Below are 15,649 nucleotides of genomic sequence, written 5' to 3' on the forward strand. Positions count from 1 at the left end.
ATACTTCAATTGCATGGTTAGTAAAAGCCAAATTAAGTTAATAACCAGTCTTGAGCAAAAAAAATACCGTACTAAGAATGGCCTTTTTATAGTAGAGGGGAAGAAGGGTATACAGGAATTTTTGAACTCAACTTTTGAACTGGAAACTCTATTTACAATTGAAGATAGTTTCAATGCCCCTGCTTCAAAAACCCTTATGGTTAAAGAGGAAGAACTAAAAAAAATAAGCCGACTTCATAGCTCTCAAACTGCACTTGCACTCTTCAAAATTCCGGAAGAAACCCTGCCGGAACTTTCAGGTTTAACCGTAGCCCTTGATGGCGTTCGTGATCCCGGGAATTTGGGTACAATAATAAGGTTATGCGATTGGTTTGGGGTGAAAGAATTGCTATGTTCGGGGGATACGGTAGATTGTTACAATCCTAAAGTGGTCCAGGCAAGTATGGGAAGCCTCACAAGGGTAAAATTGCATTATCACGATTTGCAGGAGGTGGTCAATAATAACACACAGTTACCTGTGATGGGTACTTTTCTTGAAGGAGAAAATGTTTATACCGCTACCCTTCCGGCTTCAGGAATAATTATTCTTGGTAACGAGGCAAATGGAATATCCACAACCGTGGAGGAGCTGGTAACCCAAAAACTAACTATTCCCCAGTTTGGAGCGGAAGAAAATACAGAAAGTCTTAATGTGGCCACTGCCACTGCTATACTTTTAAGCGAATTTCGCCGGCAGGAAAATTACTGAAAGGTGAAGTTAAGAAAGATGCCCCGGGTCTTCATGCTCTTAACATTATAGAAATCTGCAGTGCCTGCCACCAGCTCATCATTGATCCCAAAAACACCTCTAAGGGAGGGGGAGAGTTTAAAATAGAAGAAGTAGAGGTCTACTCCCAGCCCCAGTTCGTAATAATAATTGGCTGTTGTCATCCTAATAGGAGCTTCAGGATTGTTCTCATTGCTGGAAAGATTGAGCGAGGTAGAAACCCCACCTAAAACAAACGGGCGAAAATTATTTAGCCTGTCCGCAGAAAATTTCAGCAACAGCGGGATATGAACGTGTGTATTGTTAATTTCATCAATTTCTGAAGTATATGGTGGCCTCACCCCGGCATTGTTGAAACTTACCCCAGGCTCCAGTCTAAGGTCAAGGTTGTTACCCAGTTTTAAATTACCTATAAGGCCAACATTAAATCCTATCCCTCTTTCCGTGATAAGGTCTTTTCCTGTTGAAGGACTGGCTATATATTCTTTATAGGTGTAATTATAATCATAAGTATTGAACCCCAGGAAATATCCCCAGGACCACCTTTTATTGTCAATATCCGGTTGATTTAACAAGCGTTCCCCGGAAAAAAGCTGGGCATTACCCTGGAAATAACAGAATAATAAAGCTGTTAGGACAAAATATTTTTTCATACTATTCTTTAGAAGCTGTATAAATGGTCGCAACACCAAAAGTTTGAGGCTTATCCTCCACATTAGTAAACCCAATTTTCTTTAAAATATTGTTGAACCTCTTTCCATAGGGAAAGGAGGCAGCGCTTTCACTAAGATAGGAGTAAGCTACTTTATCTTTGGAAAAGAGTTTACCTATAATGGGAAGCAGCACTTTTGTATGGAAATAATACCCCTGGCGAAAGGGGAATTTCGTTGGAACAGATGTTTCCAGTACTACAAATATTCCGTTTGGTTTTAATACCCTGAGGATTTCAGATAATCCTTTTTCCAGGTGTTCAAAATTACGAACCCCAAAGGCAACTGTTATGGCATCAAAGGTATTATCTTCAAAGGGCAGGGCTTCACCATCTGCCTGCACCATCTCAATCTTTTCTGAAAGATTTTTTGCGGCTATCTTCTTTCGACCTACCTCCAGCATCCCCTCAGAAATATCCAGACCTACAATTCTTTTTGCTGAAGTATTTGCCATGCTTATAGCAAGGTCACCGGTGCCTGTGGCAATATCCAGAACAGTCCTGGGTGCAGTAGCTGCAACATGTTCTATTACTTTTTTACGCCACTTAACATCAATCCCAAAAGAGATCACCCTGTTGAGTCCGTCATAATTTCCGGAGATCTTGTCAAACATTTGTTCCACCTGCTCCTTTTTATTGAGTTGGGAATCTTTATAGGGTGTTACTTTCTTTTCCATCTGCAAAATTTGGTTCAAAGATAAGAGATATGTAATAATTGTGTTTACCGGATCCAAACTTTATTAAAAATGAGGAATTTCTGAATTGCATTAAAATAATGTACCTTTGAAAACTCTTTCAATTTGAACGCTTTATATGAAGATAATAATCGCCGGTGCTGGTGAAGTTGGCTTTCATTTGGCTAAATTACTTTCCTTTGAATCACAGGATATAACCTTAATAGACAATAACCGGGATAATCTAATTTATGCAGATACCCACCTGGATATTCGTACTATTAAAGGGGATGCAACTTCTATTGCAATCCTTAAGGATGCCCATGTGAAGCATGTGGATCTGGTTATTGGGGTCACCTCCAGTGAATCCACCAATATTACAGTTTGTGTACTAGCCAAACAACTGGGAGCAAAGAGGACCATCGCGCGTATTTCTAATACAGAATTTCTTGAAAATAAGGATGAGATAGGTTTTAAGCAGTTTGGAATTGACGAGTTGATCTCTCCTGAAGCCCTGGCAGCAAGGGAAATTGCCCTGCTCCTTAACCAGTCTGCCTTTAATGACAGTTATGAATTTGAGGATGGGGCGCTCACAATGATTGGATTGGATCTTTCAAGAACAGCAACCTTCGTGGGGAAAACGGTAAAAGAGGCTGCGAGGATCTTCCCGAAGTTGCATTTTGTACCCATAGCCATCCAAAGGTTTGGGACCCAATATACCCTCATACCTCGTGGGGATACCCAATTCAAGGAGGGGGACCAGGTTTATTTCATCACCGTGAGCAGTGGGGTGGAAGAGCTTTATAAACTTACCGGAAAAGTAAAACACACCATAAAGAATATTATGATCCTGGGGGGAAGCAAAATTGGTAAAAAAACAGCTCGCGACCTTTGCAGGAATAATTTCAATGTAAAACTTATTGAAAGTAACAGGGAGAAAGCCTTTGATCTAGCTGATGAGTTACCGCAAACCCTGGTAATAAATAGTGATGGCCGAAATGTAGAGCTGCTTGAAGAGGAGAATATACACGATATGGATGCATTCATTGCTGTTACCGGTAATTCTGAAACAAACATAATGTCCTGCCTGGTAGCCAAGTCCAAGAGTGTAAAAAAAACTATCGCCCTGGTGGAGAATATGGATTACTTTCAATTAAGCCATTCCATAGGAATTGATACGCTTATCAATAAAAAACTGCTGGCTGCCAATAATATCTTCAGGTATATAAGAAAGGGAGAGGTGGTTGCGATGACCAAGCTCAATAATATGAATGCAGAGTTGCTGGAGTTTATTGTTAAACCAACTTCGCAGGTTACCAATAAGAAGATAAAAGATCTGGATTTTCCCCGGTCGGCTATTATTGGAGGTATTATCAGGAATGGAGAGGGTTTAATAGCCCTGGGGGATTTTATGATAAGGGCAGGGGACCGGATTGTGGTTTGTTGCCTGCCGCGTTCTATAAATAAAGTTGAAAGACTTTTTCTCTAATGCCTAGAATGAATTTCAAGCTTATACTCCATATAATGGGATTGCTCCTGTTATTTAATGGAGGGTTTATGCTTGCGGCAGTCCTGGTAAGCTGGTATTATAAAGATGGCGTGACCCTGCAAATCCTTTCCTCGTCCCTTATTGCCACGATTTCCGGGATACTGTTAATGTATTTCACAAGAAGTCACCGCCGGGAATTAAAGAAGCGGGAAGGCTATATTATAGTAAGTTTGGGATGGGTCTTTATCTCTCTTAGTGGTACACTTCCTTACTTTATTACTGAAGCTATTCCAACTTTTACAAACGCATTTTTTGAAACCATTTCCGGTTATACCACTACCGGGGCATCAATTTTAAATGATATCGAAGTAATGCCCAGGAGCATCCTCTTCTGGCGAAGTCTTACTCACTGGATTGGGGGGATGGGTATTATTGTACTCACCATAGCAATCCTGCCTTTGCTGGGAATTGGGGGGATGCAGCTTTTTGCAGCTGAAGCCCCGGGACCAAACACAGATAAATTAAAACCCCGGATAGCTGATACTGCTAAAAGGTTATGGCTTATCTATATCTCATACACCGTGGCACAATCAATCCTCTTATGGGTAGCAGGAATGGGCATTTTTGATGCGGTAAATCATGCGATGAGCACTATAGCCACCGGAGGATTTTCTACGAAAAATGTAAGCCTGGCCTATTGGAATGATCAGCCGGTTATTCAATATATCACCATATTATTCATGTTTTTAGCAGGGACCAATTTCGTGTTGAGCTACTTTAGTTTTAAAGGCAGGGTTCAGAAGGTTTTGGTAGATACTGAGTTTAAATGGTATTTTATTTTTATAGCATCTTTTACGGCAGTAGTGGCCTTGATAATATACTTTCAGGCTAATGTGCGCCTCTCTGCCATAGAGCATCCAATGCTTTATGGGGAAGCAGAGAGTGCCTTTAGGCACGCCCTCTTCCAGGTTGTCTCCATTATTTCCACAACTGGATTTATTACCGCAGACTATACGATGTGGACTCCCTTCCTGAGCGTCTTTTTCTTCGGATTGTTTTTCCTGGGAGGATCTGCAGGTTCTACAGCCGGTGGGGTAAAGGTGATGAGGCATGTTATCATGATAAGGAATGGAGTAACCGAATTTAGAAGAACCCTGCATCCAAATGCGGTTCTCCCTGTACGGTATAATGGGAAAGCCATAAGTAAAGAGATCGTTTTTAATATTCTTGGGTTCTTTATTCTTTATATGTTGTCTTTTATTATTGGCTCCCTGGTATTTGGATTTATCGGGCTGGATTATGTCACTTCCATAGGAGCTTCTGCCTCTTCCCTGGCCAATATTGGTCCTGCCTTTGGCAGCCTGGGGCCTATTAATAATTATGATATCCTTCCAGATGCCGGTAAATGGTGGGCTGCATTCCTAATGTTGATTGGCAGGCTCGAACTTTTTACTGTTTTGATCCTTTTTACACCATTTTTCTGGCGTAACAGATAAAAAAAATGAGCCCGGAGGCTCATTTATAAATTTATGATTTCAAATATTTTCTAGGAGCTCACAGCAGCCTTTATCCTTTTCATAGCTTCCTCTATTTGTGCCTCACTTGCGGCATAGGAGAACCTAATACAGTCTGGATTGCCAAAGGCATCCCCGGTAACTGTAGCCACAAGGGCTTCTTCAAGTAGGAACATAGAAAAATCTGTAGCATCCTTAATATGATGTCCTTTTAAGGTTTTCCCGAAGAAGTAAGAAACATCCGGGAAAACATAAAAGGCTCCATCTGGTTCTGTGGTCTTGAATCCCTCTATCTCGTCAAGGAGGGAGATGATCAATTTCCTGCGCTCTTTAAAAGTGTCCACCATATATTTTATGCTGCTCACAGGTGCTTGCAGGGCTGTTATTACTGCTCTTTGGGCGATACAGTTGGCGCCACTGGTAATTTGCCCCTGCATCTTGTTGCAGGCCCGGGCTATCCACTCTGGTGCTCCAATATAGCCAATACGCCAGCCAGTCATAGCAAAAGCTTTGGAAACCCCGTTTACCGTTACAACGCGGTCATACATGTCATCAAATTCTGCCATAGAGGCATGCTCACCAACGAAGTTAATATGTTCGTAGATCTCATCGCTTAGCACGATAATATCGGGATATTTTGCAAGAACATCTGCAAGGGCACGCAATTCTTCCCTGCTGTAAACCATCCCGCTGGGATTGGAGGGGGAGCTGTACCAAATCATTCTTGTCTTTGGTGTAATTGCATCTTCCAGTTGTTGTGGGGTGATCTTAAAGTCACTTTCAACAGTAGTGGGGATCTCTACAGGTACACCTTCTGCCAGTTTAACAATTTCAGCATAACTTACCCAGTAAGGGCAGGGTAAAATAACCTCATCCCCGGGATTTAGAATTACCATCGCGGTATTTGCAAGCGATTGTTTGGCGCCGGTGGAAACAACGATCTGGGCCCTGTTGTAGGTAAGGTTATTATCCCTTTTAAACTTATTGATTATCGCATCCTTCAACTCCACATATCCATCAACCGGGGTATAGGAATTGTAATTATCCTTAATGGCCTGGATGGCTGCTTCCTTAATGAAATCTGGCGTATTAAAGTCCGGTTCTCCAAGGCTAAGGCCAATAATATCTTTTCCTTCTTCTCTTAATTCCCTTGTTTTTGCCGCCATGGCCAATGTTTGGGAAGTAGCGAGATTGTTGATCCTGTCAGATAATTTTTGTTGCATAGAAATAGTTGGTTATAATAAGACTTAAGCTGTAATTGCGGGTTTTCTCCCCATTTCCTTTAGGTGGGTGAAATGGGCAATGATCGCGGCCCTGGTGGTTTTGTATTCATTGTACGGCAGGTTGCATTCTGCAGCAGTTTGCTTTACGATCTTTGCGATCCTGGAATAATGAATATGACTTATATTCGGAAAAATATGATGCTCTACCTGGTGGTTAAGACCTCCGGTAAACCAGTTGACGATCTTGTTATTCGTCGCAAAATTCACTGTAGTGTACAATTGGTGGATGGCCCAGGTGTTTTTCATAGATCCTGTCTCATCCGGCAGGGGCATCTCTGTTTGTTTTACCACGTGTGCCAACTGGAAAACTATACTTAATATAAGCCCTGCAGTATAATGCATTATAAAGAATCCAATAAGGATCTTCCACCAGGAAATTGATAAAATAAGCATTGGGATCACGATCCATATGCTTACATAAATAAGCTTGGTAATTGCAATTATGCTCCATTGCTTCACAGGTGAGGGGAGTTTACCATAAGAAAGCTTACGGGCAAGATATCTCTTAGTTTGTTTAAAATCTGTAGTCAGCGCCCAGTTAAAAGTAAGGAGGCCATAGAGGAAAACAGAATAATATTGTTGGAATCGGTGGAATTTTGCCCATTTGGCGTGTTCAGAAAAACGTATTATACGCCCGGCATCCAGGTCTTCATCGTGACCGTGAATATTGGTATAGGTATGGTGAAGCACATTATGCTGTACCTGCCAGTTATAAACATTGCCGGCCAGTACATATATGGTACCACCCATAAAATTGTTTACCCATTTTTTACTGGAATAAGAACCATGGTTTCCATCATGCATTATATTCATACCTACTCCGGCCATACCAGCACCCATAACAATGGTGAGCAGGAGCATCCACCATTGTGAGATGTCAAGGCTTAGGATCAAGAAATATGGTGCAAGAAATAAGGAAAACATCACTACGGCCTTAAGGTGTAGCTTCCAGTTTCCTGTCTTTGCGATGTTATTGTCTTTAAAATAGCTATTAACTCTTTTGTTGAGAGTGCGGAAGAATTTTTGAGAATCAATTCTGGAAAAGCGTATTGCGTCGTTATTCAAATTCATCATGAGGGTATTATTAATCAAAGGTAAAACATTAATTGTGCCGACACCAGATTCTATTAAAAATTAACCTGTCTTTTTCCTTACTTTTGCCTGCAAATAAGATATTTTGGAATTAATAGAAAAATACTTCTCTCATCTTACTGCACTTCAAAAGGATCAGTTCAGCAGGCTGCAGGAGCTTTATAAGGACTGGAATTTAAAGATCAACGTGGTTTCCCGTAAGGATATTGATGAGTTGTATCTAAGACATGTTTTGCACTCCCTGGGAATTTCAAAGGTGCAGGAATTCCTTGAAGGCACTAATATTCTGGATGTTGGTACCGGGGGTGGGTTTCCGGGAATTCCGCTTGCTATTTTATACCCGGAGACGAATTTCCACCTGGTAGATTCAATTGGCAAGAAGATCAAAGTAGTAGATGAGGTGGTGGCAGGGCTGGAACTTAAGAATGTTAAAACTACAAATTCCCGGGTAGAGGAGATCCCCGGGGAATATGATTTCATAGTAAGCAGGGCAGTGGCAGCTATGCCAACTTTTGTTCACTGGGTTAAGGGCAAGATCGCAAAGTCTAGCAGGCATGAACTAAAGAACGGGATCTTATATTTAAAAGGAGGGGATCTTACAGAAGAGCTGCGGCCTTACCGCAATGCTCAAATTTATCCTCTTTCCAATTTCTTTGATGAAGAATTCTTTGAAACCAAGAAGGTGGTTTATCTCCCTGTAAAGTACAGGGGATAAGGCCTTTAGCATCAAGTTGATCATTTCAGGTTTTTAATAGAACTACAACAAATTATTATTATTCATTTAACTGTAAATGAGACGGCTACTCTTTAGCTTTGGGTATAACCTAATTAAAAGAAAAGAGTGATGAAGAACCTGAAAGATTTATTTGAACACCAATTGAAAGACCTGTACAGTGCAGAAAGCCAATTGATCAAAGCCTTACCGAAGATGCAGAAAAAGGCAAATGATGAAAAACTAAAAAAAGCTATTGAAAAGCACCTTGAGGAAACCAGGGAACAAAAAGAACGTATCAAGGAAGTATGCGAGGAACTGGGAATTAAGCCTACAGGAGAGGAGTGTAAAGCAATGAAAGGCCTTATTGAAGAGGCAGAACATTTCCTCGAAGAAGATGCTGAAAAGGAAGTTCGTGATGCCGGAATAATTGCAGAGGCCCAGCGGGTAGAGCATTATGAGATATCAGGTTATGGAACCGCTGTGAGATATGCTAAGGAATTAGGCTATGATGACATCGCCAAAAAACTTCAAAAGACCCTGGATGAGGAATATAAAACTGATGAGAACCTCACAAAGATGGCAGAATCCCGTCTAAATAAAAAAGCCAAATAGATCTTTTCTAATTTTTAATATTTAAAACACCTGAAGTTTTTTCAGGTGTTTTTTTTTTGCGCCAAAATTTATTTGTGAAAATTTAAAATTGAGTTTAGTTTTAATAAAACTTATGTCTACCTACTGGCTGCTATAGCTAATAAACACTGTGCTCCACAACTTGTTATTTAAAATCTAAAGCAAAGTTAAATAAGTTAAATCCCGTGTTTTTAAGTGAGTTAGGGGTTAAATTGTATAAGTTATAAATCAAACAGGAAAGGAGGATGAAAAATGGGGTACAGGGAAAAAACCATTGAGCATTTATACAGGATATTGGCTAAAAATTATCAGGATGGCAGAGTGTATAAAAATGCTGCTGAGAATTCCAGGAAATTACATCACAAGAATTTTTTTCAAAAACTTGCATTGCAGAAAAAATCATTTTGCAAGAGAATAAAAAAAGAAATTGAAAAACTGCAGCAGGAAATACATTTTTTAGGAGAAGAGGCCCCGGTTAGAAATAACTGGAAAGATAAGAACTCCCCCATACTACCGGTCTTTCGGTCTGAGCTTGATGGGTTAATTAAGGAATGTTATAGGAGAGAGAAGCAAAATGTTGGAATGTATAATAACATGCTTTCAAAAATAAGCATGGGCCAGATACGGGAAATGTTGCTTTTTCAGAAGCATTCACTTCAGCTTATAATAAATGAGATCGAAGCCCTGGGGCTACGTATATACGATGAGAAGGATGAAAACTTCCGGTATGACCTGGGTTCCCGAAGGGTGAAATAATGCTATAAATAAAGATAAACCTGAAAATGAATTTTTCAGGTTTTTTTGTTGAATTAAAATCAGAAAATATGTTTACACAATCAATTTGGAATGCCTACGGGGTACAGCAGGACTTTTTTGAGCTTAAGAAAGATATCGAGGTAGAGGTGGCCATAGTAGGAGGGGGGATAACCGGTATTACCACGGCTATGCTGCTTAAGGAACAGGGCCGGGAAGTTGCCGTTTTTGAAGCAAGGGAAGTGGGTAAAGGAACTTCCTCCCACAGTACAGGGAATCTCTACTCAATAACAGACGAGCTTTTAAGTCCGCTTAAATCAAAGTATGATATAGATACCGTACGGGAAGTAGTAGAGGCCAGAAAAAGTGCCGCCGGCCTAATTGAGCAGAGCATTGTAAAATATAAAATTGATTGTGATTATAAAAAGCAGCCGCTGTATTTATTCAATACAGATGATAAGAAAGATATTGGACAGGAGCGGGAGATTGCCCGCGATGCCGGTTTGGAAATATTAAGTCTGCCGGATGATTTTCCGGTAGAAGCAAAAGAAGGTTTTAGTATCCAGGGCCAGGCGCAGTTTAATCCGTTGCTTTACATCCAGGGACTGGCTGCCGAGATCGAGGGTGGAAATTGTAATATTTATGAAAATACCAGGGTTAGGAAAATTGAAGAAAAGGAGGGGCATTACCTGCTTCATACCACTTCAGGAGTTGTAAGGGCAAAATATGTTGTACAGGCAACGCATACACCTAAAGGTGTAGAACTACAATATCATACCGTCCTTGGCCCGTACCGGGAATATGGTATCGCCGCAAAGCTTGACAATGATAATTATCCGGAAGGTATTTTTTGGGGTTACTTCAATGGCGATAAATATTCCTTTAGGTCTTATACCCGCAATGGGGAAAGTTACCTTCTGTGTGTAGGCAGGCCGCATAAGGTAGGCCAGGCGGTAGATAACAGGGAGCATATAAAGGAGCTCACAAGCTTTGCCCAAAACCACTTTGCCATAAAAGAGATCATTTGTAAATGGGGAGGTCAAAATTATAAACCTGCAGATCTTCTGCCATATATAGGAAGAAAAACATCCAATTCCAAGGAGCTTTTAGCTACCGGTTTTTCTACAGATGGCCTTGTGTACGGTACCCTTTCAGCAATAATAAATACAGATATTATTGTAGGGAAAGAAAACCGATGGGAGGAAATGTTCAAAGCTTCGCGCCACCAACCGGGTAAGGCGGCCGGGAAGTTTGCGAAGGAGAATTTGGACGTGGCCTCACAAATGTTGAAGGATTGGCTTTTCAAAGGAGAAGATGCAGAGTTAAGCTCTATTCAACCAGGCGAGTCCAAAGTACTTGTAAGGGATAATAAGAAAGTAGCAGTACATAGAACCACTTCAGGAGAGCTGAAAGCATTTTCAGCAGTATGTACCCATATGGGGTGTGTAGTTAACTGGAACAATGCAGAAAAGTCCTGGGACTGTCCTTGTCATGGGACCAGATTTGATATGGATGGCGAGGTGCTGGAGGGGCCGGCATTTGAGCCATTGCCCCGAATAAAAGAATAGTTTTTTAAAAAAATTGGAAAGGGAGATGCAGCAAAGTGAAGATCGGTTCACAGTGGAAAAGGGAAAGAGGTTAGGAACGATATATATTACTATACCAATCAAATAGTAAATATTATTATGATAGGGGAACCCGCCGGCGAAAGCCGGGTCCTGGTAGATGCCGGTATGGCCAAAAGTGGGGAGGGGATTATAAAGGTGGCAGAAAAGAGGTTCGGAAAGGGAAATAAACCTGCAGCCATCATTTTAACCCTTGGGCATTTTGACCACGTGGGAGGGCTGGTGTATTTCCTGGGTGAATGATCTATAGATATTTCCGGGGTTTTACAGGAATTACCCAAAGATAATACAGTTCACAGGCTTCCTGAATGGCAATGGATCCACGTGCCGGGACATGCTCCCGGGCAGGTTGCTTTATATAATCAGGCGGCAAAGATTTAGAATAAAAAAAAGGGGCAGCCTTCGTTGGATGCCCCTTTCTTATTCCTGTTTGGCGAGGGTTAGTTATTGATAATGATCTTCTTCTGCACCAAACCTCTTTCCGTGTAAAGTTTTACGGTATACACAGCTGAATTATAGCTGCGTATTGGTAATCTCGTCTCCTTTTGAACCGGAAGGTTATAGAATTCTTCGATCACCTGTCCTGAAAGGCTATAAAGAAGGACGCTTTCAATTTTCAGAAGATCCGGGTTCTTTAAGACCAACTCCTGGTTGGTAGAGAGATAGAAAATATCCACCTTTCCATAATCTTTTTCAGGATCCAGTTTTTCGGGTTCTGTTTGATCCGGATTTTCGCCGCTACCAGGTTTGTCGGTTTCTTCTTCTTCCTCTTCCTCTTCATTCTCCTCGCCTTCATCTGGTAATTCTTGTTCCGTTTTAATTTGGAAGACTATAGCAAACCTATCAGAATAATATCCGGGTTCTATTTCAATTTCATAATTTCCTCCTCTTAGGTCAGAATATATGTCGCCTTCTTTGTCATATAAGAAAATGTCAAAATCATCTTCTATATTTTCAAGTTTATTGATGCTAATGGAAATGTCACCTTTTTCCTGAGTGTAAATCCCAAGAGGTAAGATTCTGTCCGGGTTAAAGTCCGGCACTCCCTGGATTACGAACTCCCTTTTTCCAATCATCCAGAACATATCCTCCGGCGAATTATCATTGAGGGGTGCGTCATAGCCCAGGTCAAAACCGTCTGTGGTATTAGGATCTACCCCTACCAGAATTTGCCTGTTAAATTTCATTGGGGACTTAAAGTCCAAACGTATTTTTGAACGGTCATCTGTTTTTTCTGATGACTTTGAATTCTGTTCCGGCCTTAAGAACAGGGCATTTCCTGTATTGCCGGTGCTTTCACGAACAAATGCCCGCTGGCTGTTCTTGAATTTCACATCCCCTCCATGAATTGTAATATTGCCTGCAATCTCCTCATCAAGTGTAGTATTAATAAAGAAGCCCTGGGCAACAGGAATATACCTTCCCGGGATCTTGTTGCTCTTTTGATCGTTGGCATTCACTCTTTGATCATTGGAAATTGCCGGTACCCCGTCTAGAAGATTCCTGGTAGCGTAACCCCCAATGTACTCCAGAAGTATATGAGATTTTCCCGCGAAATGATCCCAGAAATAGACTGCACCGTTGAATACATTCTTATCATTCTTTCCGCCGGTAACATCCTTCAGGTTTTCCAGGATAAATGCATTCACATCTATGGCAGATGGGTATGGATTTCCTAAAAGGTAATTTTGATCTGTTCCAATTGTGAGGGCTATCGTTCCATTATTTGGTTTTCCTTTAAAGACATAATTCTGCCTGTCCTCTATAGCAGCATTCCCGGCAGTACCTTTCATGGTATAGCCTTCACCTGCAAGGAGAGTTCCTGTGCTTCCAATGTGCACCCACTCGCTATATACGTTGGCAGTTCCCCTAAATTTGTGTAACCAGTAATTGGAAATCTTTCTTGGGGTTGCAGGAGCACCATCTGCAAACTCATGCCAGGCACCAAAACTTAGCGGCTTTCCGTAATTAGATGTGGAAGAACCATCCATCATTACTCCTCCAATAGTGTAAGTGGAATTATTCGCCGCATCCTGGAGGGATACAGGTGAAGACCAGTAGTTATAGTTGAAACTATTGGCAGTACCCTGTTGGGCCCGTACGATATACCCCTTACTTAACTCTTCCAGGACACTTGTAATACTTTGCGGAAATTCTACTGTGGCATCGGTTATCTCAGCCGTAGTCTTTATATCGGTTTGGATAAGTTGTGATTCCCCTACCAGGTTAATATTTCCATTGAGCTTCAGGTAATGGGAAACCCTTAATGCCTGCCCGGAATTTTGCCAGTCTTCAGTATCACTTGGATTTGCAATTTTTAAGGTCCCACCTTCAGAAAGCAGTCCCAAAACATTGATGTCGTGTCCTCCTGAAGTGATATCATGGTTGATCTTTGCAATGTTCCAAAGGATGGGAGCTCCATTTATTCCAACATCATTAGGATATGTCCACCATTTTTTAAGGTCTTGGTTTCCGGAATTGATATCCCACGTAGCATTAGATTTCCACGGGCCCTCGCTGTCCGATTCATAAGGTAATGGAGCTGAATTCTTTTGTAGAGTTGTAATATTAATAAGCTTCCCCTTAATATCTCCTGTTCTTTCTCCAATTACATAACCGTTTTCCACTTTATTCATGTGATAATAGCCTAAAAGATTGCTCCAGCTTAACATAATATCATCCTCGGGATTATCATTATCTTTGTTGTTTTCTCGAATGTCAATGGGAATCTCCACTCCTCTTACGTTTCCATTATTATTCGTCAACCTTTGATTCATCATAAAGCGCAACTGTTCTGCAGTTAGCGCTGTTTTCCATAGTCTTACTTCTTCTATCCATCCATGGAAATAATTTATTGGAACTAAGGGAGTTGAATTTTTATACATGGCTCCAATGACAAATGGAGATGCTACAGGTATTGAGCTGCTCACTCCAGAACTATTTAGTTCTATACCATCAACATACAATTTAGCATTTGTCCCGTCAAAAGTACCGGCTATATGGTACCAGCGGTTGGTTTGTATTTTATGGGTAGTGTTTAGTGTAGTTCCATTGATACGGAATGTTGGTACCCCATTATTCACTATAATATCATACCCGCCAGAATTTAAATTCTCGGAATCTCTTTTTGAGAGTATGGTTTTTACACCATTAATACTATGGGGTTTAACCCATGCTTCTACAGTAAAAGCTCCATTGAGATTATAATTATTTTCAAAAGTAATGTGATCATCAACTCCATCAAAATCCAGTGTGCTACAAGCTTCAGGGAAAATTACGATTAGTTCGTCACTGTTTACGCAGCCATCCGAATTGGTTATGGTCCAAAGTAGTTTGTAAGTAGTTGATGCATCTCCTGTGAACTGGCTAGAGGGATCTGAAGTATCTGAAAGATTTCCGTTTTCACCTTCAACAATAGTCCAAACCCCAGTCTCTCCTTGAGCCACTGGCTCTGCTGCTAATCTCGTAGATAAAATACCGCATTGATCAAAAACTATGTCTTCCCCGGCATTAATATTAATAGGATCAGGATTGATAATTGTAATGGAAACAGCAGTAGAAGAACAACCATTTGCAATACTAACCGTAAAAGAATAATTTCCTGCTGATAAACCTTCAGCGAGAAAGGTAATATTTTCTGAATTTTCCAATCGTTGAATTTCATTTCCATTAGAATCTGTCACAAAATAAGTATAATCAGGAGAGGTCACCTCGGGAATAAATCCCCCAGCCACGGTTATACTGGCATTTCCATCTTCGCCTCCAAAACAAATAGGATGACTTAAGGTGGTTTCAATTATTTCAAGAGGAGTGGGTTGCAGTAAGATCATGCTCTCCTGGGCAGAACACCCATTAGCATCTGTTACAATTACAGAATATTCACCTTCGCTTAATCCCGTTGCAGTTTGTGTGGTTTGGCCGTTGCTCCAAAGGTATGTAAACGGCGCTGTCCCGGTATTTTCTGTGTGGTTTATGCGTATGGTACCATCATTACTTTCAAAACAGGAAAGATCTGTTTTCTCAAGGGTTATTACTGGTGAGGAGTTTATTTGAATCGTAATCTCATCTGAAATTTGCGGACATGGGTTATCATCTTGTGGAAGATCTGATGTTAAAGTTAAAGTGACGAATCCACGAATTATTTCCTCGGAGCTCGGAGTGTATACGGCATTAAGCGCCGCATTATGGGGTGCAAAGGAACCTGTTCCTCCAATCCAGGTTCCCGATGTTACAGATCCTGTAATTACTCCTTGTAATTCTATTTCACCAGCCTCAGCACAAATTGAAAAATCTTCTCCAGCATTTATGATACTTTCTGAAAATATAGTTACTGCTGTGGTTCCGATGGTAGGATCACAACCATAGGCATCGGTTACGGTTAGTGTATAAATTCCGGAGT

15 protein-coding genes and 1 pseudogene are annotated in these 15,649 nt (G+C 40.9%); 10 read left to right on the forward strand and 6 right to left on the reverse strand.

Going from position 1 to position 15,649, the window contains the following annotated elements:
- Positions 1 to 13: 13 nt before the first annotated feature.
- The gene (locus FHG64_RS13445) at positions 14 to 748 is read left to right on the forward strand and encodes a TrmH family RNA methyltransferase (protein WP_139066890.1); all 735 of its coding nucleotides are present in this window, start codon (positions 14 to 16) and stop codon (positions 746 to 748) included.
- On the opposite strand, the gene porT is transcribed toward FHG64_RS13445, so the two are convergent.
- Positions 742 to 1,419 carry a type IX secretion/gliding motility protein PorT/SprT gene (gene porT / locus FHG64_RS13450; protein ID WP_139066891.1) on the reverse strand — a complete coding sequence of 226 codons (678 nt, stop codon included), beginning with the start codon at positions 1,417 to 1,419 and terminating at the stop codon, positions 742 to 744. The genes FHG64_RS13445 and porT overlap by 7 nt on opposite strands.
- Position 1,420: 1 nt before the next feature.
- Positions 1,421 to 2,152, reverse strand: coding sequence for a bifunctional demethylmenaquinone methyltransferase/2-methoxy-6-polyprenyl-1,4-benzoquinol methylase UbiE (ubiE, locus tag FHG64_RS13455; protein ID WP_139066892.1), 732 nt, complete (start codon positions 2,150 to 2,152; stop codon positions 1,421 to 1,423).
- A 136-nt stretch (positions 2,153 to 2,288) separates the two neighbouring features.
- Between ubiE and trkA the strand changes: the two genes are divergently transcribed.
- Positions 2,289 to 3,638 carry a Trk system potassium transporter TrkA gene (gene trkA / locus FHG64_RS13460; protein WP_139066893.1) on the forward strand — a complete coding sequence of 450 codons (1,350 nt, stop codon included), beginning with the start codon at positions 2,289 to 2,291 and terminating at the stop codon, positions 3,636 to 3,638.
- On the forward strand, positions 3,638 to 5,134 hold the full coding sequence (locus FHG64_RS13465; protein ID WP_139066894.1) for a TrkH family potassium uptake protein: 1,497 nt from the start codon (positions 3,638 to 3,640) through the stop codon (positions 5,132 to 5,134). Before trkA ends, FHG64_RS13465 begins: the two co-directional genes overlap by 1 nt.
- A gap of 50 nt (positions 5,135 to 5,184) precedes the next feature.
- Here FHG64_RS13465 and FHG64_RS13470 read toward each other — a convergent pair whose 3' ends face one another.
- Positions 5,185 to 6,375: a pyridoxal phosphate-dependent aminotransferase gene (locus tag FHG64_RS13470; protein WP_139066895.1), complete on the reverse strand. Its 1,191-nt coding sequence runs from the start codon at positions 6,373 to 6,375 to the stop codon at positions 5,185 to 5,187.
- Positions 6,376 to 6,399: 24 nt separating this feature from the next.
- Positions 6,400 to 7,509 carry a fatty acid desaturase family protein gene (locus tag FHG64_RS13475; RefSeq protein WP_394344183.1) on the reverse strand — a complete coding sequence of 370 codons (1,110 nt, stop codon included), beginning with the start codon at positions 7,507 to 7,509 and terminating at the stop codon, positions 6,400 to 6,402.
- A 103-nt stretch (positions 7,510 to 7,612) separates the two neighbouring features.
- Between FHG64_RS13475 and rsmG the strand changes: the two genes are divergently transcribed.
- From rsmG to FHG64_RS19435, 5 genes are all read left to right on the forward strand, one after another.
- A complete protein-coding gene (gene rsmG / locus FHG64_RS13480) occupies positions 7,613 to 8,242 on the forward strand; it encodes a 16S rRNA (guanine(527)-N(7))-methyltransferase RsmG (RefSeq protein WP_139066896.1) in 630 nt (209 codons plus the stop codon).
- 129 nt (positions 8,243 to 8,371) lie between these two features.
- Complete coding sequence (locus FHG64_RS13485; protein ID WP_139066897.1) at positions 8,372 to 8,854, forward strand: YciE/YciF ferroxidase family protein; 483 nt, start codon at positions 8,372 to 8,374, stop codon at positions 8,852 to 8,854.
- Positions 8,855 to 9,124: 270 nt separating this feature from the next.
- A complete protein-coding gene (locus FHG64_RS13490; protein ID WP_139066898.1) occupies positions 9,125 to 9,628 on the forward strand; it encodes a hypothetical protein in 504 nt (167 codons plus the stop codon).
- Between the two features lie 68 nt (positions 9,629 to 9,696).
- Positions 9,697 to 11,193 (forward strand): FAD-dependent oxidoreductase, encoded by a 1,497-nt coding sequence (locus FHG64_RS13495; protein ID WP_168191365.1) that lies wholly within the window; start codon positions 9,697 to 9,699, stop codon positions 11,191 to 11,193.
- A gap of 114 nt (positions 11,194 to 11,307) precedes the next feature.
- A complete protein-coding gene (locus FHG64_RS19435) occupies positions 11,308 to 11,493 on the forward strand; it encodes an MBL fold metallo-hydrolase (RefSeq protein WP_353057333.1) in 186 nt (61 codons plus the stop codon).
- A gap of 197 nt (positions 11,494 to 11,690) precedes the next feature.
- On the opposite strand, the gene FHG64_RS13505 is transcribed toward FHG64_RS19435, so the two are convergent.
- Positions 11,691 to 15,080 carry a LamG-like jellyroll fold domain-containing protein gene (locus tag FHG64_RS13505; protein ID WP_139066900.1) on the reverse strand — a complete coding sequence of 1,130 codons (3,390 nt, stop codon included), beginning with the start codon at positions 15,078 to 15,080 and terminating at the stop codon, positions 11,691 to 11,693.
- Between FHG64_RS13505 and FHG64_RS19625 the strand changes: the two genes are divergently transcribed.
- Positions 15,079 to 15,303, forward strand: coding sequence for a hypothetical protein (locus FHG64_RS19625; protein WP_246054109.1), 225 nt, complete (start codon positions 15,079 to 15,081; stop codon positions 15,301 to 15,303). The genes FHG64_RS13505 and FHG64_RS19625 overlap by 2 nt on opposite strands.
- Here FHG64_RS19625 and FHG64_RS20010 read toward each other — a convergent pair.
- Positions 15,210 to 15,494 (reverse strand): annotated as a pseudogene (locus FHG64_RS20010) (hypothetical protein); the annotation flags it as partial. The gene FHG64_RS19625 and the pseudogene FHG64_RS20010 sit on opposite strands and share 94 nt — an antisense overlap.
- On the opposite strand from FHG64_RS20010, the gene FHG64_RS19630 reads away from it, so the two are divergent.
- Positions 15,409 to 15,615: a hypothetical protein gene (locus FHG64_RS19630; protein WP_246054111.1), complete on the forward strand. Its 207-nt coding sequence runs from the start codon at positions 15,409 to 15,411 to the stop codon at positions 15,613 to 15,615. The pseudogene FHG64_RS20010 and the gene FHG64_RS19630 sit on opposite strands and share 86 nt — an antisense overlap.
- Positions 15,616 to 15,649 lie beyond the last annotated feature (34 nt).

It is taken from the genome of Antarcticibacterium flavum, assembly GCF_006159205.1.
In the GTDB taxonomy this organism is placed as follows: Bacteria; Bacteroidota; Bacteroidia; order Flavobacteriales; family Flavobacteriaceae; genus Gillisia; species Gillisia flava.

Coding starts and splice junctions, on each gene's coding strand:
- FHG64_RS13445 (WP_139066890.1), top strand. CDS start 14: ATGGTTAGTAAAAGCCAAATTAAGTTAATAACCAGTCTTGAGCAAAAA.
- porT (WP_139066891.1), bottom strand. CDS start 1,419: ATGAAAAAATATTTTGTCCTAACAGCTTTATTATTCTGTTATTTCCAG.
- ubiE (WP_139066892.1), bottom strand. CDS start 2,152: ATGGAAAAGAAAGTAACACCCTATAAAGATTCCCAACTCAATAAAAAG.
- trkA (WP_139066893.1), top strand. CDS start 2,289: ATGAAGATAATAATCGCCGGTGCTGGTGAAGTTGGCTTTCATTTGGCT.
- FHG64_RS13465 (WP_139066894.1), top strand. CDS start 3,638: ATGCCTAGAATGAATTTCAAGCTTATACTCCATATAATGGGATTGCTC.
- FHG64_RS13470 (WP_139066895.1), bottom strand. CDS start 6,375: ATGCAACAAAAATTATCTGACAGGATCAACAATCTCGCTACTTCCCAA.
- FHG64_RS13475 (WP_394344183.1), bottom strand. CDS start 7,509: ATGATGAATTTGAATAACGACGCAATACGCTTTTCCAGAATTGATTCT.
- FHG64_RS13485 (WP_139066897.1), top strand. CDS start 8,372: ATGAAGAACCTGAAAGATTTATTTGAACACCAATTGAAAGACCTGTAC.
- FHG64_RS13490 (WP_139066898.1), top strand. CDS start 9,125: ATGGGGTACAGGGAAAAAACCATTGAGCATTTATACAGGATATTGGCT.
- FHG64_RS13495 (WP_168191365.1), top strand. CDS start 9,697: ATGTTTACACAATCAATTTGGAATGCCTACGGGGTACAGCAGGACTTT.
- FHG64_RS19625 (WP_246054109.1), top strand. CDS start 15,079: ATGCTCTCCTGGGCAGAACACCCATTAGCATCTGTTACAATTACAGAA.
- FHG64_RS13505 (WP_139066900.1), bottom strand. CDS start 15,080: ATGATCTTACTGCAACCCACTCCTCTTGAAATAATTGAAACCACCTTA.